Source organism: Halopiger djelfimassiliensis, from assembly GCF_000455365.1.
GTDB classification, from domain to species: domain Archaea; phylum Halobacteriota; class Halobacteria; order Halobacteriales; family Natrialbaceae; genus Halopiger_B; species Halopiger_B djelfimassiliensis.
Genome location: NZ_HG315686.1, coordinates 814,355 through 831,848, shown reverse-complemented (window position 1 = coordinate 831,848; position 17,494 = coordinate 814,355). Strand labels below are relative to the sequence as shown.

Annotated in this window: 24 protein-coding genes; 5 read left to right on the top strand and 19 right to left on the bottom strand. The window is 56.1% G+C overall.

Annotated features, from left to right (window positions below):
- Positions 1–6: 6 nt before the first annotated feature.
- From TX80_RS14960 to TX80_RS14935, 7 genes are all read right to left on the bottom strand, one after another.
- The gene (locus tag TX80_RS14960) at positions 7–1,671 is read right to left on the bottom strand and encodes an LA2681 family HEPN domain-containing protein (RefSeq protein WP_049923950.1); all 1,665 of its coding nucleotides are present in this window, start codon (positions 1,669–1,671) and stop codon (positions 7–9) included.
- Between the two features lie 320 nt (positions 1,672–1,991).
- Positions 1,992–3,041, bottom strand: coding sequence for a hypothetical protein (locus TX80_RS19125; RefSeq protein ID WP_154658678.1), 1,050 nt, complete (start codon positions 3,039–3,041; stop codon positions 1,992–1,994).
- A 77-nt stretch (positions 3,042–3,118) separates the two neighbouring features.
- On the bottom strand, positions 3,119–3,754 hold the full coding sequence (locus tag TX80_RS14955; protein WP_049923949.1) for a tyrosine-type recombinase/integrase: 636 nt from the start codon (positions 3,752–3,754) through the stop codon (positions 3,119–3,121).
- A 176-nt stretch (positions 3,755–3,930) separates the two neighbouring features.
- Positions 3,931–4,392 carry a hypothetical protein gene (locus TX80_RS14950; RefSeq protein WP_049923948.1) on the bottom strand — a complete coding sequence of 154 codons (462 nt, stop codon included), beginning with the start codon at positions 4,390–4,392 and terminating at the stop codon, positions 3,931–3,933.
- Positions 4,393–4,953: 561 nt separating this feature from the next.
- Positions 4,954–5,211 (bottom strand): hypothetical protein, encoded by a 258-nt coding sequence (locus TX80_RS14945; protein WP_049923947.1) that lies wholly within the window; start codon positions 5,209–5,211, stop codon positions 4,954–4,956.
- A complete protein-coding gene (locus TX80_RS14940; RefSeq protein WP_049923946.1) occupies positions 5,204–5,509 on the bottom strand; it encodes a hypothetical protein in 306 nt (101 codons plus the stop codon). The genes TX80_RS14945 and TX80_RS14940 overlap by 8 nt, the downstream gene beginning before the upstream one ends.
- 210 nt (positions 5,510–5,719) lie before the next feature.
- Positions 5,720–6,355 carry a helix-turn-helix domain-containing protein gene (locus TX80_RS14935; protein WP_049923945.1) on the bottom strand — a complete coding sequence of 212 codons (636 nt, stop codon included), beginning with the start codon at positions 6,353–6,355 and terminating at the stop codon, positions 5,720–5,722.
- 80 nt (positions 6,356–6,435) lie between these two features.
- On the opposite strand from TX80_RS14935, the gene TX80_RS14930 reads away from it, so the two are divergent.
- Positions 6,436–6,786, top strand: a complete 351-nt coding sequence (locus TX80_RS14930; RefSeq protein WP_049923944.1) for a hypothetical protein — start codon at positions 6,436–6,438, stop codon at positions 6,784–6,786.
- Between the two features lie 404 nt (positions 6,787–7,190).
- Here TX80_RS14930 and TX80_RS19120 read toward each other — a convergent pair whose 3' ends face one another.
- Together TX80_RS19120 and TX80_RS19830 are read right to left on the bottom strand one after the other, a co-directional pair.
- Positions 7,191–7,358, bottom strand: a complete 168-nt coding sequence (locus tag TX80_RS19120; RefSeq protein WP_154658677.1) for a hypothetical protein — start codon at positions 7,356–7,358, stop codon at positions 7,191–7,193.
- Between the two features lie 2 nt (positions 7,359–7,360).
- Entirely contained in the window at positions 7,361–7,507 is a 147-nt protein-coding gene (locus tag TX80_RS19830) for a hypothetical protein (RefSeq protein ID WP_154658676.1), read from the bottom strand.
- 137 nt (positions 7,508–7,644) lie between these two features.
- Between TX80_RS19830 and TX80_RS14925 the strand changes: the two genes are divergently transcribed.
- Positions 7,645–7,890 (top strand): hypothetical protein, encoded by a 246-nt coding sequence (locus TX80_RS14925; protein ID WP_049923943.1) that lies wholly within the window; start codon positions 7,645–7,647, stop codon positions 7,888–7,890.
- 7 nt (positions 7,891–7,897) lie between these two features.
- Here the strand turns inward: TX80_RS14925 and TX80_RS14920 are convergent, their stop codons facing one another.
- On the bottom strand, positions 7,898–8,161 hold the full coding sequence (locus TX80_RS14920; protein WP_049923941.1) for a hypothetical protein: 264 nt from the start codon (positions 8,159–8,161) through the stop codon (positions 7,898–7,900).
- Between the two features lie 136 nt (positions 8,162–8,297).
- On the opposite strand from TX80_RS14920, the gene TX80_RS14915 reads away from it, so the two are divergent.
- The gene (locus tag TX80_RS14915) at positions 8,298–9,299 is read left to right on the top strand and encodes a hypothetical protein (protein ID WP_154658675.1); all 1,002 of its coding nucleotides are present in this window, start codon (positions 8,298–8,300) and stop codon (positions 9,297–9,299) included.
- A gap of 106 nt (positions 9,300–9,405) precedes the next feature.
- Here TX80_RS14915 and TX80_RS14910 read toward each other — a convergent pair whose 3' ends face one another.
- Together TX80_RS14910 and TX80_RS14905 are read right to left on the bottom strand one after the other, a co-directional pair.
- A complete protein-coding gene (locus TX80_RS14910) occupies positions 9,406–9,789 on the bottom strand; it encodes a hypothetical protein (RefSeq protein WP_049923938.1) in 384 nt (127 codons plus the stop codon).
- Between the two features lie 211 nt (positions 9,790–10,000).
- Positions 10,001–10,321: a hypothetical protein gene (locus tag TX80_RS14905; RefSeq protein ID WP_049923937.1), complete on the bottom strand. Its 321-nt coding sequence runs from the start codon at positions 10,319–10,321 to the stop codon at positions 10,001–10,003.
- A gap of 161 nt (positions 10,322–10,482) precedes the next feature.
- Between TX80_RS14905 and TX80_RS14900 the strand changes: the two genes are divergently transcribed.
- A complete protein-coding gene (locus tag TX80_RS14900; RefSeq protein WP_154658674.1) occupies positions 10,483–10,761 on the top strand; it encodes a hypothetical protein in 279 nt (92 codons plus the stop codon).
- Between the two features lie 43 nt (positions 10,762–10,804).
- On the opposite strand, the gene TX80_RS14895 is transcribed toward TX80_RS14900, so the two are convergent.
- Positions 10,805–11,200 carry a hypothetical protein gene (locus TX80_RS14895; RefSeq protein WP_154658673.1) on the bottom strand — a complete coding sequence of 132 codons (396 nt, stop codon included), beginning with the start codon at positions 11,198–11,200 and terminating at the stop codon, positions 10,805–10,807.
- Between the two features lie 270 nt (positions 11,201–11,470).
- Here TX80_RS14895 and TX80_RS14890 point away from each other — a divergent pair, with 270 nt between their 5' ends.
- The gene (locus TX80_RS14890) at positions 11,471–12,016 is read left to right on the top strand and encodes a MarR family transcriptional regulator (protein ID WP_049923934.1); all 546 of its coding nucleotides are present in this window, start codon (positions 11,471–11,473) and stop codon (positions 12,014–12,016) included.
- A 212-nt stretch (positions 12,017–12,228) separates the two neighbouring features.
- On the opposite strand, the gene TX80_RS14885 is transcribed toward TX80_RS14890, so the two are convergent.
- The 6 genes from TX80_RS14885 to TX80_RS14865 all read right to left on the bottom strand — a co-directional run bounded on the left by TX80_RS14885 (position 12,229) and on the right by TX80_RS14865 (position 17,494).
- Positions 12,229–13,362, bottom strand: a complete 1,134-nt coding sequence (locus tag TX80_RS14885) for a winged helix-turn-helix transcriptional regulator (RefSeq protein ID WP_049923933.1) — start codon at positions 13,360–13,362, stop codon at positions 12,229–12,231.
- Positions 13,359–14,201 (bottom strand): hypothetical protein, encoded by an 843-nt coding sequence (locus TX80_RS14880; protein WP_049923932.1) that lies wholly within the window; start codon positions 14,199–14,201, stop codon positions 13,359–13,361. The genes TX80_RS14885 and TX80_RS14880 overlap by 4 nt, the downstream gene beginning before the upstream one ends.
- Positions 14,198–15,235 carry a hypothetical protein gene (locus TX80_RS14875; protein WP_049923931.1) on the bottom strand — a complete coding sequence of 346 codons (1,038 nt, stop codon included), beginning with the start codon at positions 15,233–15,235 and terminating at the stop codon, positions 14,198–14,200. The genes TX80_RS14880 and TX80_RS14875 overlap by 4 nt, the downstream gene beginning before the upstream one ends.
- Positions 15,232–15,447: a hypothetical protein gene (locus TX80_RS14870; RefSeq protein WP_049923929.1), complete on the bottom strand. Its 216-nt coding sequence runs from the start codon at positions 15,445–15,447 to the stop codon at positions 15,232–15,234. Before TX80_RS14870 ends, TX80_RS14875 begins: the two co-directional genes overlap by 4 nt.
- Positions 15,447–15,623, bottom strand: a complete 177-nt coding sequence (locus tag TX80_RS19110) for a hypothetical protein (protein WP_154658672.1) — start codon at positions 15,621–15,623, stop codon at positions 15,447–15,449. The genes TX80_RS14870 and TX80_RS19110 overlap by 1 nt, the downstream gene beginning before the upstream one ends.
- 95 nt (positions 15,624–15,718) lie before the next feature.
- Positions 15,719–17,494 (bottom strand): hypothetical protein, encoded by a 1,776-nt coding sequence (locus TX80_RS14865; RefSeq protein WP_049923928.1) that lies wholly within the window; start codon positions 17,492–17,494, stop codon positions 15,719–15,721.

Here is a 17,494-nt window from a genome sequence, read left to right as displayed (position 1 = left end):
TGATAGTTATCTTTTGAATTCGTTCGGAAGGGGAGTGCTTCTTATCCCCCCTAGGACATCCTCATATGCTTCTCGCTTCGCCTCTTCCGCTATGTGTACAGCAAAGCTGAGATAGAACAAAGCCGCTCGGGAGAGCCGGAGCATCTCCATTGTGGCTTGTTCGAGTTCACGCTCTCCTATGGCGTCGTAGATTGTATCCTGGAACACAGGGTTCTCTCTGTGTCGAGCCTCATCAATGAAACCGTTTTCAATTACTTTGAAGTAGTCGTGCTCGGCTGCATTTCTGACACTTCTTAGTTCGTGTGCAACGGTTACTGATGATTCGTCGTCACGCTCACTGATGTGGTGACTGAAGTCCTTTTTTAGCCAATATAGTGCGTTAAGCGCCCAGTTTGTGCTGCTCTCAAACACATCATGGAGATTGTGGTAATCGTAGGACATATTGGGATACCAAATTTCATCGAAACTCGGCTCATCATCTCCTTCATTAATCTCGTGTACGTCGTAGTACTTGTTCAAGAAGACTGCGATTTTATCAAATATTGAATAGGATAGGCGAAGTGCGGTTTTGATTTGCTCCGTGCGGTATCCAGATACAGAGTAATCAAGGGTATTTTCTAGTCGAACACGTCTATCAGAGAAATGGTTTCTATCCCCGGTGAGACCTTCGTAGAATATATATCTAGCAGAGGCGAATTCTTGTTTCATTCGATTATACATACCGGGGTACGGGAAGTCCCCCTCCGGTAAAATCATGTTCGGTAGATGAAAATCATCATAAGCGGCGCAGGTATGAGTGGAAATGTCGTTAAGGGGGTTCAGAAAGAGACGATTGTCCAAAACCCATTCATTATATGCTATTTCCTCTTCTGAGTCACCTAACGACCTCTCGTCTTCTGCGTGTATCGAATTGCCTTTATCCGCAAATGGCTTCAACTGCTCAAGAGTCGAGCGGAAAGTTGCCTCAGCTCCTGGATGGATGTCGTCAGCGTTCTCCAGAGCTACCTTCAAATCCAGATACGCCGAATGGAGGAACATATGCTTTTGATGTTCATCGAATAGAAACAGCGAGTATTCCCATTTAGTCTGTCCTCGATTCGCTAAAGCCATCCCGTGGTCGGGATTGACACCAAGGGCAATATTGTACAGTCTCAGAGCTTCAGAACTCCGGCCAGTTTCGGCCAGGATGTTCGCTAAATTACAGTACGTTTGACTAATTCGATAGTCTGAGAGTTTATCGAGGTCGTCTTGGACAACTGCAGCGCGCTTGTAACCAATCGCCTCGATGAAGTGATTGCTATCGAAAAAGTCGAGCTTTCGCGGTCCACTGGCTGTTTTGTGCGCTAAGGCTGAATGAGCGTTCCCCAATTGGTAGTACCATTGTGCAGCATATTCTGGCTCAAGGTCCTGAACGTCAAGTTGGTCATTTAGTTCGATTACCCGCTCCAACCCTTCTACTTCGTCGTACTTATCTGAATAGTTGAATAGAGCAGATACCAAACTGAGACGCTCTCTAACACTCAGTTCATCCCATTCCTCGTCTGTAGCATCAAGCAACCTCTGTAACCGGTCTCGCTCAACAGCTTCCTCCGCCTCCCCTGCCGCAGCTCCGTCCCCCTCTGCTTCATCTTCAATCGCTTCGAAGAGTTCCTTCAGTGACTTTTCAGCCATCACCTATTTTGGGCCTTACTTGCACTTAAGTTCCGTGTCAGTCAACTCTGCCACATCTCCATGTTCAAGCATCTCTTTGACTGTTTTAACGAACTAATCTATCATTCACCGGTGGCCGGAGGTCTCGCGGACTGGCGTCGATGGTAATGGAGTAGTTTTCGAGACCGACGGAGTAGATGGGACCCAGCTCGCTCTCAGTGATGTTGATGACTAAGCCGGGCTCGCCATGCCAACGGAAGTCGGGGTCTGTCTCGTCGGGAACGTCAATTCGTACACGGTCTCCAAGGCGAGGGTGCATGGCCGCGGTTGGCCGTGGCTTGCTACTTAAACTCTTGTAGGCGGCTGTGGAACCGTACTGTGACTCGTCCAAGAATGCCGGTAACTCCTAACAGTGCTGCAATCACTACTGTGAGGACAAGATAGAACCAGACGAGAGCAACAATACCGAGTACTGCACTCATATACCCCGTTATCAGATGGTCAATGATGAGCATGTCACCGTACTCTACGCCAGCATTTCGTGCAGTTTCGACCGAAGCAGCGAGAGGCAGACCGATACCCACGATGGTTCCAGCTCCGACTGAGACTAATCGACTTTCTCGAAGGATAGCCAACGGTCGAGATTGAGGGCTCCCGGTATCTTCTGGGTAAGACTCTCGAAGACTATTGAGCTGCCTAGAGACTCCGACATAGAGTGATGCAATTATGAGTCCAGATGTAACCATCATCTTGGCATTTTGCCGTAGAGAGAGGTCTACACTGGATAACATTGGGAAATTGAGTGAAGAAATCATAACAACTGCAAGTGCGAGAAGCATGACTCCAAATGCCCGAAACTCATTCTTGGTGAGTTCTAGCATATCCCACAAAACCTTGGAGATGTATTTGTAGGATAGGAGGACCGCGAGACCGCTGAGTTGCAGGAATGTGTCGTTGAATGGACTCGCTGGCTTCCCCTCTGGTATGTTCATGCCGTGAAATAACGGTATGAGAATCGTGAGGGCGAATGTAACTGAGAGGAAGAGAAGTGCTATCCGTTGTTTAGAAATCCATTCAGGCGTATTGAACGGGGGCTGGCTATGGAGAGAATGCTCTTGGATTAGCAGAAATTTGTAAATCAGAAGTGAACAACCGATGGTAGTCACTGCTAAGGGGGCTAATCCAGGATGCCATCCCAATACAGGTAATTCCGATAATGGTTGGTCAGCAGACACCAGTAACACCGGTTGCACGAGAAATATTCCGAAGATGAACCATAGGAGATGGGGTTGTGTCTTCTGAACCGCCTCTCTGAGGAATTCGCTAACTGGTGAATAGTCGTAATAGAGACGGTTTAACTCATCTTTTGTTAGCCCCTCGTCATTCCCCATGGTAGCACATTCTCAGAATGCTACTTTTAAGTTCTGTCTCCTAGCTCGGACGGTTTTTCGTCTGCCAAGAAGTAGAATCACCGTCTCTGGAAGTGGTCGTAGACTCTCTCGGTGGTGTTGATGCTCCGGTGCCGGAGTCTGTTCCGCACCTCGACGAGGTTGGCGTCTGCAGCGAGCATATAGTTTGCTACGCTGTGCCTGAGGGCGTGCGGGTGGAGTTCCTCAGGGTTGGCGGGCTCGCCGTCCGTCCGGTGGACTATGACATCGGCCTCGACGGCGAGGTCTTCGATGGTATTCCTGATGGACTCGGTTGTCATCTGGTCGGATTGGCGCGACGGGAAGACGTAGTCGCTGTCGCGCTCCTGATACCACTCGGAGGCGAAGTACGAGCGGAGCAACCGCACTGTGCCGAAATGGTCGTATGGGTCAAGGCGCAGCGTCGCGGGCTTCGGGCTGGCGTCCTCGACAGGATAGTCCTTCTGTATCGCGCCGGGGAGCATCACCTCGCCCTCATTGAGTCGGAACATCGACCGCTTCAGGCGGTGGAGTTCGACGGCGCGGAGGCCGAGGTCGATGCCGAGGACGACGAGGACCTCGTCGCGCAGCCGGCGGCCGAGCGAGTTGTACCGGAGGTCTCGGTCGTGGGCGGCATCGCGCAGTTTGTCCACCTCTCCGATGCCGATGTACCGGTGGACGGTCTGAGTGTCTGGCATAGCAACTGATTGGATTTCCGATACTATAGGTCTTGCGTCAGTTTTGGCATCTGCAGAACGGGCCGAATCTGCCCCGGTTTGGGGTGGATATAGGGGTGATTTCGGGATTGAGTTTGGTTTTCTGTAAGGAGAAACCCAAACTGACAATACTGCTCGGGTAGGCCACTAGCTATACTTCAGTTCTCGTTGGGGTCAAACTGGACTACCTCTGGTGACCACCGGTCTTCCCAATCGCTAACATCCTCTCTCCGCCAAGGGACCGCCAGAATTGATGTAGTCCCACGTAGTTCGTCTATCTCTTCCAGTTGCTCGTCATCGACAAATAATGCCAATACCGGCCCTCCATCCCATCTATTCGGACGAATGCGTTTCGTCATTGTGTGGAGATGAACGCCTTCTCCGAGATTAGTGTAGTTGTCGCTGCTCTTGAGGTCTTTAAACCCGCTTTCACCGAGAAGTGATTTTAGGCTGTCTCGGATGTTATCGAGGTTTCCTTTGCTCGGGACAGCGATTACTGTATCTCTGTTCTCCGGGTCTTGCCACTCCTCTTGAAGCCACTCAAACCCCTTCTCAACTGCACCAGGATGATTCCCGTTCGTCAGGACATACTCCTCTCGGTTGGTCAGGCCTGTGTCCATGTTTCTGAATTACCATCCTAGACGTATAAAAATCTCTGATGATAGATACACGCTTGTTATGAGCATACTAGACACTCTACCGACTCCGATTGATGCTGCGAGAGATACCGCGAGAAGACTCACAACAGGTGCCTACAGTAAGGGTAAATCGTTCTTGGGTACCGCACCGGACCCAAGTTCGCTGCCGGTGAGAATCGGAAGCTCCCTCCTTGGGGCACTACTCCTCCTGCTCGGAGCGTCGACACTGGTTGTTTTGGCTTCGTGGTTGTTGGGCCTCTACACGATGTTATACGCCATCGTTTGGCTCCTCGTTAAACTCACCGGCAGCATCAAGGGTCTACTGTAGTAGGATTCAGGCGGGTGTGAGAAGGTCCACGGGCGTCGAGGGCACACCGGGCGTCGCCGAGTATCCTATTCTACGACACGAGCTACAGGTCGTCCAAGGTGCGCGGCCCATAGAGGATGAAGTGGGCTAGCTGTTTGGCTTGGCGTCCTGCGGACCAGACTACATCTTGAACAAAACCCATCCTCTCGACCTCGCCTGCGTACTCAACCTCGATGTTACTCATCTCGACCACCGGCGCGCACCAGCTCCACGTCCCGCTCTTCCCGGCATCGCCAGTTCGGACACTTGAACCGCTGGTCGCCGATAAAGTTCATCCGACTCCCGCACTCTGGGCAGTCGAAGGAGAGTTCGTCGTAGTACTTCGTCTCGTACGAGTCCCAGTACGCCTCGCGGATGACTCGCTCTTGGTCCTCCTCGAAGGGGGCGGCCGAGTCGGGGATGTCCACCTCGTCGGGGTCAAAATCGTCAGTCATCTCGACCACCGGACTCGGCCCACTCGTCGAACGACTGCGCGAACGCCAAGTCGTCAAGGTCGGCTTCGTACTTGTCGAACTGGATGGCGCAGTAGAGCCCGAAACTGAAGAGTAGCGTCCCTACGACGGCCATTGTTACCTCGGAGGCATCAACCATCAGCCCCAAACCGGCGGCGGTCATTACGAGGGCGAACGCTCCTTGGTCACGGCGTTCCGGCCCAATGTCGGTCACCAATAGTTCGACCTGCTCGCGGGTCAGTTCGTAGGTCTCTTCGTCGCTGTCAGTTGACTTTGCCATACAATGGTAATATATGTTATATGTCTAAGGTGTGTCGGTTGACAGGTTGGTGTCGGATTATCGCTGGTTCTACGACACGGAAAAGCGGGCGGCGGGCCGCCCGACTGAGTGTGCGTTGGTCCCGACCACTCGTGAAGGCGTCTTGATAGTAGTTCGCAGAGTGCAAAGGTATTCCGCTGATGTCGTATTCCTACGAGTTTCTCCGACGGGCTACTGAGCCGACTCCAACACCTCTGAGTAATCCCCGCCCCAGACCGGGTCTCGTGACATCTGCCGGAGGATATGTCGTAGCGAGGGCACAATCGACTCCAACTGGTCGTCAGGGATGTCAGGGATGAGGTCAGTGTATCCGAGTTCTGCCTGACTACCACCCTTCGCTCTGTAGAACAAGAGTGCCTCCCAGACAGCGTCGTGTCCGTGTTCGTCGAGGAATTCTTCAACCTTCTCATCGACGTATGCTTGCCCGACCAGTCCAATCAGCGGAGGGTTGACGATTGCATCTTCTTCATCGATTTCCTCGACGATGTCCCCCTCTGCCTCAAGAAAAGTGGCCTTGTACCCTTTTGGTTGGGATTCTGAGGCCACTTCTACTGCGCCGATGTCGACGAGTTCCTCGATGTCGTTGTACAGCGTCGATTGGGGGACCTTCAGGTGTTCTTCCAGCTCGGAAACGGTTAGCCCATCCCAGAGAAACGGGTTGTCACCCTCTTGGACGATGTTTCCCTCTACGTAGAGAGTGTACCAGATGTGTGCGAGTCGCGGCCGGTTGAGCAGTTGGCCGATGGCAGCAAGCTCATCTGCACTCGTTCCGAGTGAATCCAACGCATCACCGTCTATATTGTGCATACACTCCACTTTCCAGAGAATATAGAAAGTCGTTATGGTTGGTCGGTGAACTTATCACAATGTGGGAGAATCCACGACGTATGTCGTGGGAGCGGCTCGAAGACCCGCCGCGCTGGGTGCGCGAGGTCTACGAGAACGACGGGTGGCAGCTGAAATTTGAGGACGACTACCTCACTGTCAACGGCGATACCTGGGTCTACAAAATCGAGTTCGGCGAGCAGTACTACCGGCAACTCAAATCCGACTACTACGATACCACTCGGAACGAGGGCACGTGCCCAAACTGTCAAGCGTACGTTCGCCGCCTCGACGGCGACCGGTTCCTCATCTGCCATCGATGCGGGTGGACGGTCGGTCTGCCCGTGCTACGATGGCTCCGCTACCCATCGTGGGTCGATTACTACGTTGAGAAGCTCCTGAATCGTTGGTAACCGCCAGCTCTCGGGCGCTCTCGGCCCGTGAGTGAATCAATGGTCGCTCAGCCCGCTGTCGAGGCAGTCGCAGCCCTCCATTCGGATGCGACAGTGTGCGGCCGGGCAGGAGAGTTCCTCGCCCCATCGCAGGAGAACAGTTCCGCATCCGGGACATGGATGGTTCGTCACGGTCCCTATCATTGCTTTTCTTGGCGGGTGGCCGCCCACTCGTCGATAACAGTCTGTTCGTCGTCCCAGTACGGTTCGAAGAGGCGGGCTTGGCGTCCGTGACGGGTCATTCTCCACCACCGGCGTCTACCTGTTCGAGACACCACCAAGACTCGCACCACGGGCAGCACCGTGGCTCTGCATCCCCATCAACGTAGAGCAGAATATCGGGCTTGCACACTGGCCGCCAAGCGTCAGTCACGCTGACCACCGGCGAGAGCGTCGCCGTTCGCGGCTTCGACAAAGACCAGGCAGGCGATGCCCAGCGTGATGCCGTCGAGCGGGTTGAGCCACCCGGCGAGGGTGAGAGTCGCGCCGAAGAGGGCGGTGAGAACCACCCAGAGGGTGAGCGTGGCCCGCATCGTTACTGCTTGTACGTCTCGCGGATTTCCTCGGGGAGGTAGCCGCAGACGGGACACTCGGCCATAGCGTCGATGCACTGGCGGGGCACGACGAGGGTCGTGGTGCATCGAGAGCAGCGAACCTGTACTCGGGTATCGGGTACGCCCATACCTATCACTTATCTTATAGGACTTAAGGTTTATCGGTGGTTATCGGCGGCGTGCCCACGTGGTCACGTGACCGTCTGACCACGTGCCCACATATCAAATAGACAATATTATTGTGGGCGGTGGTGACGGACGCAGTATGGCAGTCTTAGACCACGACATCAGCGAGGTTGAGAACATCGACGACCTCCGTGACGAGTTCGCAGAACTCGATAACGACGAGACGTTCGAGGAGTTCGTCGAGCGGATGCTGCAGGGAGAGATTGACCGGGTTGGCCGTCCCGAGGACACTCCGTTCTCAGTGTGGGCGGAGACTATTCTTCGCCGGGACATCAGGGAGCGTAAAATCCTCGACAATTGCGACGTGCTGAATCGGCAGCCGTGACTTCTCGTTAGGTTTGTGAGTTCTCGATAGTCTCGTCATCTACGTCGAGAAGCATCCGGCCTTTCCAGCCGATTCGCCAGATGCCAGATTGCGGGCTATCCCGTTCGAGCCAGCCGTCTTCTTCGAGTGCCCGCAGTGTACGCCGGACAGTCTGTCGCTGGGATTCGTCCAGCCCGCAATGGACCATCACGTGGGCGGCCTTAAGCTTGCCTTCGGCGACGAGTTTCTCCATCGTAGCGTCCCAAATCTGGTCTCTCAGCGTCTCTGTCATTGTTTCCGATAGATTCCGACGAGAGACTTGTCATATATAGCCTGGCGTCACTCACATCGTGCTCCTGCTTTTCCATGCTCAACCAACATTCCATCTGAGCAGAAAGTTAATGCTGCTTCTTGGATACTTGCCGAATATGCCGTGGATTGGGGAGAAAGACGGAGAGCGAGTAATCCCGGAGGGGGTCGAGGACGGAGAAGAAGTCACCTGTATCGACTGCGGCGGCGAGATGCATCCTCGTGGCCCAACCTCAGACGGTCGAGCCCGACACTTCGTTCACAACTCATCCGCGGATAGTAAGTCCTGTTCGGGAAGAGGCGGAGGGGGAGAATCAGAAACTCACCGTAAATGGGTTTCTCTGGCCACCTCTCGATTGAAAGAACTCTACGACGAGTCCGAATGGAAACGCTGCGAACCTGAGGTTACACTGGACTTAGGTAAAATTCCAAGCCCCGCTGAGTACCGGAGGGCAGATGTTCTTCTTGAATTTGAAGAGCCAGACCCCCTATTCGGGAAGGGTATCATAATTGAGGTCCAGCACAAGAACGAGGATAAGGATGCTGACTGGGTTCAGCACGACTACCATCGACTTGGTTACAGCGTGTTCTGGGCGTACGAGTGTGATTTCGAGAGCGACCGCTGCATCCTCACCCGGGAAGAGATTGAGGATGATGCGTACAAGGTCTTCGTTTGGATGGTTCCCGATGCTGAAGAGTGGGAACCGCCGTTCGAGCTAGACGTGGAACCGACTGTACCCGAGGTTCAAGCCCGGTTTCATCTCCCCAAATGGCTCGCTCAAGATAGGTATTACATGATGTATGCTCACTTGAGTCGAGGAATTCTGCCTCAGTACAGATGGACCAAAGTTGATTTCGACAAGTTCACCGATAGACCAGAGTTCGTCTTAACCGACCACGTTGGTCGCCAAATCGCCTACGTGAAAGACGCTTCCCACTACATCCCTGCTCCACTCCTCCGTGAAGATGAGACAGATGACGAACAGGAAAACTCGACCGAGTCAGATGACCAAAAGGGCAGAGGGCGCGAGGAGGTTGAAGAAGAGGAAGAGAATACTAAATCACCAAATACGTGGAAGCGGCCGGAGCGAGGGCAGGCTACTTTCGGAGACTTCCAGTGATAGAGGAGGTCAGAATCAGTCTGCAGTAACCTGTAGCTCCTCAATCACCTACCTCGGACATATAGCCTGGCGTCGCCCACGTCGTGTTCCTGTTCCTGTAGACAGACTACCCGTAGACTTTGGCGTGGGCCGCTTGGAGGTCGTCCATCAGCTCGGGTATCTGGTCCTTGGACGCCTGGAACTCGTAGAGTGCTTCTACTCCCTCTGCGTATCCGATTCGGTCTGTAATGTCAACGTCGTTTAGGATTGCCACACGCTCCTCGTCCGGGAGGTCGAGGAGGATTTCGCCCCATTGCGGGGTGACACCGTCTTCGGAGATGTTGATGTCGAATTCGGCGCGGAACGTCTCGCCCTGGAACTCGATGGGGTAGTGTATCATAATCCAGCAGATGTCTCCGAGGTGTGGGTCGGGGAGTGGCTCTTCGCCGGTCTTCTCCTCGACGAGTTGGAGGAATTGGTCTAACTGTTCGTCGGTGTCTGCTTCGGACATACACCCGGGTTTCGACGGTGGGAGTATCAAACTATTTGTGACACTTCCCTGCTTACAGGCTGGTCGGGAGTACTATGGCTGTTGCGCCCGTTGGTAAGACTATGACCGGTGAGAATCAGGGCCTTATGACCGTGGAATCAGAGAAAGAGGAGTGGGGACCTGAGGCGTTCCCATCGTTCAAGGAAGCGGCATTTGGGATTCGAGACGAGGGTTAGGAACCCCAGTCATCCAGCGAGGACTGTTCTCGGCGGCGCTCCCACTCGCCGTCCTCGATACGCTCCAGTACCTCGTTTTCCTCTAAATCCAGTCGTCGGACCATCTCTCCATCCTCGTCAAAGACGCCGATGTCGTAACTCCAAGTTGGCTTCATCTGCCCATATCCTGTGAGTGGGTCAGCATTCGTACGTGTATAATGTCCGATGCGGAGAATCTCGGCGTATTGAGCGTCTGGGGTGGAGACCTCCAATTGCTCCCCGACAGCAAATTCGTTCCCGTCGTAATCGATTACATCTCCTCCGTCCCAAGATGGCATAGTCAGTTACCCAACCGGTAGGTACGAGATTGGTTAAAACTACTGTACAGTCGGTAGCAGCTGTATCTCTATCTCGTCCAAATTATCATATATCGTGATGTTGTAGTTCGGGTATGGGAACGAGGGGCGGGACTAACCCAGAAGAGGCATTGAGTGTCGCTATGGTGGTTGTCGTCGGGGTAGCGGGTGCATTCCTCCTCTGGTTCGGGGACTTATCCAGCTCCTCGGCCGCTGGGGGCTCCATCGCCCGCTTCATCTACGCTTTCACCGTTACGCTCGCCCCTACGTCGCACGCAGAGGCTCTGTTCGCGGTGTTCATCGCTGCCATTAGCTCGGTCCTCACATTGCGTAGCGGGCGGGTCGTAGCTGCCCTCCTTGTCGGAGCAATAGTCTACGTCGGTCTCTCGTTCACAATCGCCTATTTCACCGCGCCGGTGTAGCGGCTGCTCGTGGGCCAGGTTCTCGGGAAATGGGGCGGCGGTGTCAGTCGATGTACTCTACGTCGTCGCCGATGATGTCGATGTCAGTTAGGTCCTCGTCGTTGCAGACCTCGCAGTCGGGGTCGCCGTTGCATTCGCGGATGTCTCCGGCGCGGCCCGCTGGCTTCACACCGTCGAGGTTGAGTAAATGTCGGAACACTATGCCCATGTTCTCCAGTTCGTGAACTCGGCTCTCAAGCTCTACAAGTTCCTGTTGGAGGCTGATAATCTCGTCCCACTGCTCGTTGTTCTCGTCGTTGAGGAAGTTGAGGCTGCTTCCTTGGTCGATGCTGACCTCGTCGAGGAACTCCATTTCACTCTCCAGTCGCTGGAGTCGCTCTTCGGTGGTCAGCTGTTCTCGTCGTGCCTGTGCGTCGTCGCTTCGGTCTGATGCTGCCATACTTGTTTCTTGACTGCCATTTCTAAAGGTATTCCCCTCCCTTGGATTCGGGGTTGGGTTGCGCTGTTCGGCCCTCGCCCTCAACAGTCGCTCGTCTACTTCTGGCCCGCACCTCGCGCCAGTGGTGAAAGGTCCGCGCGCGATGGGGATGTCGTTAGACCGTCGCCCCCTAGGAGGTCGTCAGAGGACATCCTAGTGGGTAGCCTCCTAGGATGGCGTAGTTGCAACCTGAGGGGTAAACCAATAGTCTTCGGCTATAGTGACACTTGTATGACAGACCTAAACGACACGCACATCGAGTTCCTCCGGTCGGTGGTGCGCCACGGAGGAGAGGCTACGACCTCCCAGATTCGAGCAGACGCAGGCCTCTCTCGGGGCGAGATTAAGTACTACTTCCCAGACCTTGAGGAGCGCGGCCTCATCCGCATCGAGACAGCGGATGAAGCTCCCAACGGTGGCTTCCCGCCCCGCATCGCCGTACTCACTGACGAGGCCGAGCAGCGGATTCGGAAGGGCAACATCGGCGGTAACCTCCTCAACGAGAACGAGGACCAGGACGAGCAGACCGTCACGGTCACTAAGTCTGAGTTCGAGGAGCTGCACGGCCGTCTCGACCGGCACGAGAACCGCCTCGACGCTCTCGCGGCCCGAACAGCCACCCAACACGGAGACACGGGCGCGAGTGGAGACCTCGAAGAGAAGGTCGAGGAGCTGGAGTTTTTGGTTGAGGTGGCGTTAAAGACGCTCCGGCAAACGGAGGGAGCAACGGTATCGGGAGTGAAGAAGCGGCTCGAAATGGAGCGATACGACGAATAACCCCTATTCTACCCCGTATTCCCCGGGTTGGCGGCTGCACCAACGGTAGGTCTTAGCGGGCGCGAGCGCAACGAGGTCGGCCCGAGAATAGTCACCCTCTACGTAGTAGAGGGTGGGTATCTGTGCAGGTGGAATCGTCCACTCGGCGAACGGCTCACTGTCTGTCGATTATGCGCGGCAGCCAGAATGTGGGCTGTCCAACCCGTGGACGGCTATTCGAATTCCTCGGAGAGGATGTTCGAAACCTTGGATTTCGACACATTTGCCGCATCCGCAATCTCTCGGATGGTGAGGTCCCCTTCCTCGTCAAGTTCCCGGATGAGGTCTCGACGCTTCTCCTCTAACTCTTCTATCTTGGCAATCTCGTCGCTAACCTGCCCTATTTCGCGGACAAGGCCCTCAACGATGTACTCGCTAGTAACTCCCCCACCATCGAACTTGATTTCGATTCCTTCGTCGTCTATATCGTCGTAGTCAAGGTTCGTGGGCGGGATTTTCGAGACCTTGAACAACTCGTTGGCTACCTCCATCGTCCCGATGTCGTTCGAGGTGATTCCATACCCGAAGACGCCTTGCTTCTGGCTCTGCTTGTCGAGGAAGAATACTTGCCGGCGGATGTCAGCCGGAATGTCCATCCCCGTGTGGCCGACCATCAACAGGTGGCAGTGGTTATGCCGGAGGAGCTTCAGGCACTGGGAAACGGTCTTACCGCCACTCTGGTCGGCGTACTGCAGGAATTGTGCCGCCTCATCGATGCAGAGGAGCTTCCAGCCGTCATCGCTTCGGACGAGTCTCTCGATGTCTTCCCACTGTTCGGGCGCAGTCTCGAAGTCGTCGGAAGTGTTGTTCGTGATGACTCGTAGGTTTGGATAGACGGTCTGAGCCATCTCCACGAGCGTGTACATCGTGTTCGACTTCCCGCGCCCGGTCGGGGGGACGGCCGACGAGTAAATCACGCACTGGAAGATGGAGTTCGTGAAGTCAGTGTAGCGCGGCTCTTGACGGAATAGGTCCTTGATTTTCTCGTACTCTTCCCAGTATGCGATGTCAATACCATCGTCTCCGTCAAGGCCGCGGATGAAGTCCATAACAGACTCGTTCCCGTTCCTGACGGCACTCGCAACTTGGCGTTCAATGACTGGGAGTGCCCTGTCGACGTAGGTCTTTGACTCGTGGTACTCATCAGCGGGCTCACCCGTCTCGTAGTGGACGCCTTGCCCCTCCGAGTACGTCCGCCGGTAGAGGTCGAACCACTCCTGCTCCTCGGGCGGGATGAGGCCCGCATCCTGTAGCACAGGCAGCCTGAATGAGGGGAGTGACTCGCGCAGCTTAGAGCTGCTAATCATGCCGTCTCACCGCCCTGGTGGGCATCGTTTGCAGCCGCCCCTGGCATCTGCTCTTGGTCTTCAAGGGTGACCGTGACCTCCCCAGGGTCTATATCCTCCTCTTCAGCACGGTCGTACAGCTCTTTGAGCGTCATCTCGCCCGTGACTCGCTCGCCTTCGTCCCACAGTTGGGCGACGGCGATTTCGGCGTCCTCTCGCGCGACCTTCTTCCGGTAGTTAGAGAGATGGAGGTCGTCGCGCCAGTCGTCGAACTTGTCCTCGACGATGCGCTGCATCGACTCCAGCGCGCCCTTTTCCTCCTCGATTTCCACGGGGTCAGGCATCGCCTTCCACGTGCTGACGATTTCCTTTGTGTCGGTGTATATCGTCCAGCAGATGTATATCTCGCCTGCGAGCGGGATGGGCTTACGGTACAGCGAGTCCGCGCCGGTGATGCTGTACTGGTCGCGCACCTCTGGCGACATCGAGACAAGGTCCACGTAGCCTCTCCAGGTCGGGTTGACGACGAGCAGGTGGATGTCGTTCGAACTCCAAATAAGGGCGTGGAGGTACTGTGCGGGCTTGTAACCGATGATGAGCGTACACAGGGCCACGATAAACGTCAGCTGGTTCGCCAGCGACAGGGCGTTGAGCCGCACCACGACCGGCCCGCCGAGGATTAGGTCGACGAGGAACAGGATGAGGCCCCACGTCAGCAGCTTAGACGGCTGCGAGAGGGTGTCGAGTACCTCTTCCCGCACTCGTTGGTAACCCTCGACCACATCCTCCCGCTCGAACAGGTACGTCCCGGCCGCGATGACCGCCACGGCTAGCACTGTACCAGCGATGTAGAGCATCATTCGCTCTCACCCGCCTCGTCGGCGTCATCGTCGTCCGCTTTGTCCGATGTATGCGCGGGGATGTTCTCGATGTACTCCCCGCTCAGCTCGCTGCGTGCGCCCTTGTTGCGCTTGCGCTCCTTCCGCCAGTGAATATAGTACATCAGCCCCGACATCCCCACGAGCGTCACGAGGAACGTCCGTAGGACGAAACTCCACGTAGCGGCCGTTTGGAACAGCCGCAGCGTCAGCGAACTGGTCCGCTCCCGAAACTCGCCTGACGAGCTAATACTGTACCAGCTCGCCTCGTCGAGGTCGATGCGGAGCGTCTCATCTGAGTCGATGCTAATCTCTTCGTACGTACCGGTCGTGCTGGTGATAGAGGACTTCTTCGCTAACGTGATTTCCTGTGACCGGTCGGCTTCAATGACGATGTAGCCCTCACTCCAATCCTCTTCGATTACTCGGAGCGTGCCAACCTCGTAGATGACAGAGGAGTCCCAGTCCACTCCGTTACCTGAAACTTCCTCTACAGCTGTCTCAGTAGCTTCGCTACTGGTATCATCCTCTGACCCATCCGCAACATTCTCGTCGCTCTCAACGGTTGTCTCACCGTCTTCCTCGTGTCCTGTCTCGGTATGAGTGTCTACCCATCCATCAACCCGGTTGCGGGCGTCCTCGACGCTGCCTGCGTCGTCGAGTCGGTTGCGCAGCCCGTCGAGGGAGTCATTATTGAAGTTGACCTCACTCGGGTCGACTCCAGTCTTCTCCTCGACCATCCAGTTGGACACTTGCTCCATTTCTTCGTCGGAGAATCCGTCGAGTGGGACGGCGTAGACGGCGTCAATCTGCTTCTGTGATAGGTCGTCTGGGTCCTCCTGCGTCCAGTCGAGGACTTGGTCGTGCGTCACCGAGTCTGCGAGGCAGGTACGGTACTGCTCGACATCGTCGTCAAGCTCGCAGTCCTCGTAGTCAGCCGCAGCTGCCGGTGCGACCGCAAGGACGGAGAGGAGCATCATGGCGAGGAAGACCCCCGTGACGGCCCTGCGAGTCACAGCCCACCACCCGCCGGATAGGCGGAGAGGCCGAGTGCTTCAGCCGCGAGGCGCTCGAACAGGGCCACGAGCAGCTGCCACGCCCAGGTAAACCACATCTCGAATGGGACGATACCCGTCACGTCGAGGATAGCGAGGGCGAGGACCAGCGCGGCGAGTGGTCGGATGGCTGATGCCCCTGCTTTCGCTCCTCCGAGTGCTATTGGTAGCATCAGTCATCACCTCCCGCCAGGGATAGGCCGGCAATGCCGAGGACAGCGACAATCAGTACTTGCGCTCCAACTGGGAGGGCGGCCGCCCAGTCAGCTATACCTTGCCAGATGATGGCGTAGGCCACTAAGAGCAGAGCTATAGCGATTAGTGGCCCATCTTGGTCTACTACTGACATTACTACTATTTATAATATCAACGTCTAAATGTCTTTCCTCTGATATTTCTGACGGGTCGGGCAGGGTGTTGGACAGGTAGAGAAGAGTGTGACGACTACCGGTCTCGCAGGTTGACGTTCACTCCACCTTTGCCATCTTCACCGGACAGGCCAAGGATGGCTGCTGCGAGACCACCGAGGATAAGAAGTGCCGTGCCAGCCGAGCCACCGATACCGCCCCCGATGCCTGCCTTGGTGATTTCCTCGTTCTCGATGGCGTCCTGTCGAGCGTCACGGTTCGACTTGATGTCTTCCTCGTAGAGGTCAGGGTCCCTACTCTGGAAGTTGTACGACTCGGGCGTGAACGAGGACTTCTTGACGACCTCCCCACCCTCATAGCTGCGGATTTCCTCGACACGGAAGTACCGAGTGAGCTTGTTCACACCGGCATCCGTGACGAGGAGGATGTCCTCGTTGTAGTCCGCCCCGTCATACACTTCCCCGGTCTCGAACGTCTCGTCAGCGGCCGTGGCGAGGTAGCCAGTCAGCTCCGTGCCATCTCCCTCGTCGGTCGACGGGTCGTAGGTGTCCCCGTAGTTGGTGACGGTAACAGTCCCGCGCAGGTCGGTGTTGAGGCCGAGCTGCGACAGGTAGAGGGCGGAGAGACCAGCGTCACCCTCCTCGTACCCAAACTCTTCGTGGAGCTGGGACGGCGGGACCACGTCCATCACGGGCAACTCTCCTCGCGGGTAAGTAGCTGCAATCCCGTCAACGTAGGCGTCAACCTCCGAGGCGAGGTTCTTGGCCTCAGTACGGATGGTGTCGAGCGCACTCATCCGGCGCTCCGGGTGGAGGAAGTAGTACTCGCCGTCTGCGTCGTCCGGGGGCTGGGCGACGACGTGCTCGATGCGGTCGACATCCGCCCCGTCGAACTGGACGGCCTCGCCGTTTTCGAGGTTCAGCCACCCGCCCTCGTTGATTTGGTCGAACTGGAACCAGCTGAAGTCGCTGTGCCAGAAGTCGACGGCGGTCTCGACCTCCCAGTTGATGAGCTCGTAGTCGCGCTCGACGAGGTCTTCCTGCGAGATGGTACCGCCGTTCTCCTCGCTGTAGGGGTCGACCATCGCAGTGAGGCCGTGGTCGCTCGACGGCGTGGACCACCGGGTATCCGCGAACGTGGCGTAGTTGTAATGTTCCCGTGAGTAGCTGTACGGGCCGTCGTCCGTGACGACGTACACACGGAGCATCTGGTCGAGGTCGGCCTCGTATCCATAGTCCTGGATGCGGGCCAGCATCTCCGCGAGCTGCCGCATATCCGTGTTCCAGTTCTGCAGGATTTGCTTCTCTCGCTCAGCGTACTCGTCACGGATTCGCTGCCGGAACTCATCCTTCAGCGTGGCGAGAGATTTGTCGAGAGCCTCGTTGTAGTCGATGGCGAAGTCGTACAGAGCCTCACTCCAGATAGCATGGTGTGCGTTCTGTGCAACGAGATTCTCGAAGTCCTGCTCCTTGTCGCTGGAACTATCGAGGCCGCGGGCGATGGCGTGAACATCCCGGTGCGTCTGCGAGAGGGTTGCGTCCTCTCTGTCAGGGAGGTCGTCAGCGGTGTACCAGTGATAGACTGCTCCAGCCGCCGTCGCTACGACAATGCCACCCCAGTACGCCGCAACAGGGGCGACTGCCTGCGCAGTTCCAACCGGCTCGTAGCCTAGCTGTTTCGCGCCCAGCGGGAGGGCAGCAGTACCAGCCGCGGCCGCCCCAGCACGGAGGATGTTGCGTCGGCTCATCGCCGGGCCGACCGTGCGATACAGTCGGCCCTCGTTGTCTACTTCACCCGCTTCGGGAGCGGGGGTCTGTTCCTCGGTCGTGTCAGGTGGGTTCTGTGTACTCAT

Coding starts and splice junctions, on each gene's coding strand:
- TX80_RS14960 (WP_049923950.1), bottom strand. CDS start 1,671: ATGGCTGAAAAGTCACTGAAGGAACTCTTCGAAGCGATTGAAGATGAA.
- TX80_RS19125 (WP_154658678.1), bottom strand. CDS start 3,041: ATGGGGAATGACGAGGGGCTAACAAAAGATGAGTTAAACCGTCTCTAT.
- TX80_RS14955 (WP_049923949.1), bottom strand. CDS start 3,754: ATGCCAGACACTCAGACCGTCCACCGGTACATCGGCATCGGAGAGGTG.
- TX80_RS14950 (WP_049923948.1), bottom strand. CDS start 4,392: ATGGACACAGGCCTGACCAACCGAGAGGAGTATGTCCTGACGAACGGG.
- TX80_RS14945 (WP_049923947.1), bottom strand. CDS start 5,211: ATGACTGACGATTTTGACCCCGACGAGGTGGACATCCCCGACTCGGCC.
- TX80_RS14940 (WP_049923946.1), bottom strand. CDS start 5,509: ATGGCAAAGTCAACTGACAGCGACGAAGAGACCTACGAACTGACCCGC.
- TX80_RS14935 (WP_049923945.1), bottom strand. CDS start 6,355: ATGCACAATATAGACGGTGATGCGTTGGATTCACTCGGAACGAGTGCA.
- TX80_RS14930 (WP_049923944.1), top strand. CDS start 6,436: ATGTCGTGGGAGCGGCTCGAAGACCCGCCGCGCTGGGTGCGCGAGGTC.
- TX80_RS19120 (WP_154658677.1), bottom strand. CDS start 7,358: ATGCGGGCCACGCTCACCCTCTGGGTGGTTCTCACCGCCCTCTTCGGC.
- TX80_RS19830 (WP_154658676.1), bottom strand. CDS start 7,507: ATGGGCGTACCCGATACCCGAGTACAGGTTCGCTGCTCTCGATGCACC.
- TX80_RS14925 (WP_049923943.1), top strand. CDS start 7,645: ATGGCAGTCTTAGACCACGACATCAGCGAGGTTGAGAACATCGACGAC.
- TX80_RS14920 (WP_049923941.1), bottom strand. CDS start 8,161: ATGACAGAGACGCTGAGAGACCAGATTTGGGACGCTACGATGGAGAAA.
- TX80_RS14915 (WP_154658675.1), top strand. CDS start 8,298: ATGCCGTGGATTGGGGAGAAAGACGGAGAGCGAGTAATCCCGGAGGGG.
- TX80_RS14910 (WP_049923938.1), bottom strand. CDS start 9,789: ATGTCCGAAGCAGACACCGACGAACAGTTAGACCAATTCCTCCAACTC.
- TX80_RS14905 (WP_049923937.1), bottom strand. CDS start 10,321: ATGCCATCTTGGGACGGAGGAGATGTAATCGATTACGACGGGAACGAA.
- TX80_RS14900 (WP_154658674.1), top strand. CDS start 10,483: ATGGTGGTTGTCGTCGGGGTAGCGGGTGCATTCCTCCTCTGGTTCGGG.
- TX80_RS14895 (WP_154658673.1), bottom strand. CDS start 11,200: ATGGCAGCATCAGACCGAAGCGACGACGCACAGGCACGACGAGAACAG.
- TX80_RS14890 (WP_049923934.1), top strand. CDS start 11,471: ATGACAGACCTAAACGACACGCACATCGAGTTCCTCCGGTCGGTGGTG.
- TX80_RS14885 (WP_049923933.1), bottom strand. CDS start 13,362: ATGATTAGCAGCTCTAAGCTGCGCGAGTCACTCCCCTCATTCAGGCTG.
- TX80_RS14880 (WP_049923932.1), bottom strand. CDS start 14,201: ATGATGCTCTACATCGCTGGTACAGTGCTAGCCGTGGCGGTCATCGCG.
- TX80_RS14870 (WP_049923929.1), bottom strand. CDS start 15,447: ATGCTACCAATAGCACTCGGAGGAGCGAAAGCAGGGGCATCAGCCATC.
- TX80_RS19110 (WP_154658672.1), bottom strand. CDS start 15,623: ATGTCAGTAGTAGACCAAGATGGGCCACTAATCGCTATAGCTCTGCTC.
- TX80_RS14865 (WP_049923928.1), bottom strand. CDS start 17,494: ATGAGTACACAGAACCCACCTGACACGACCGAGGAACAGACCCCCGCT.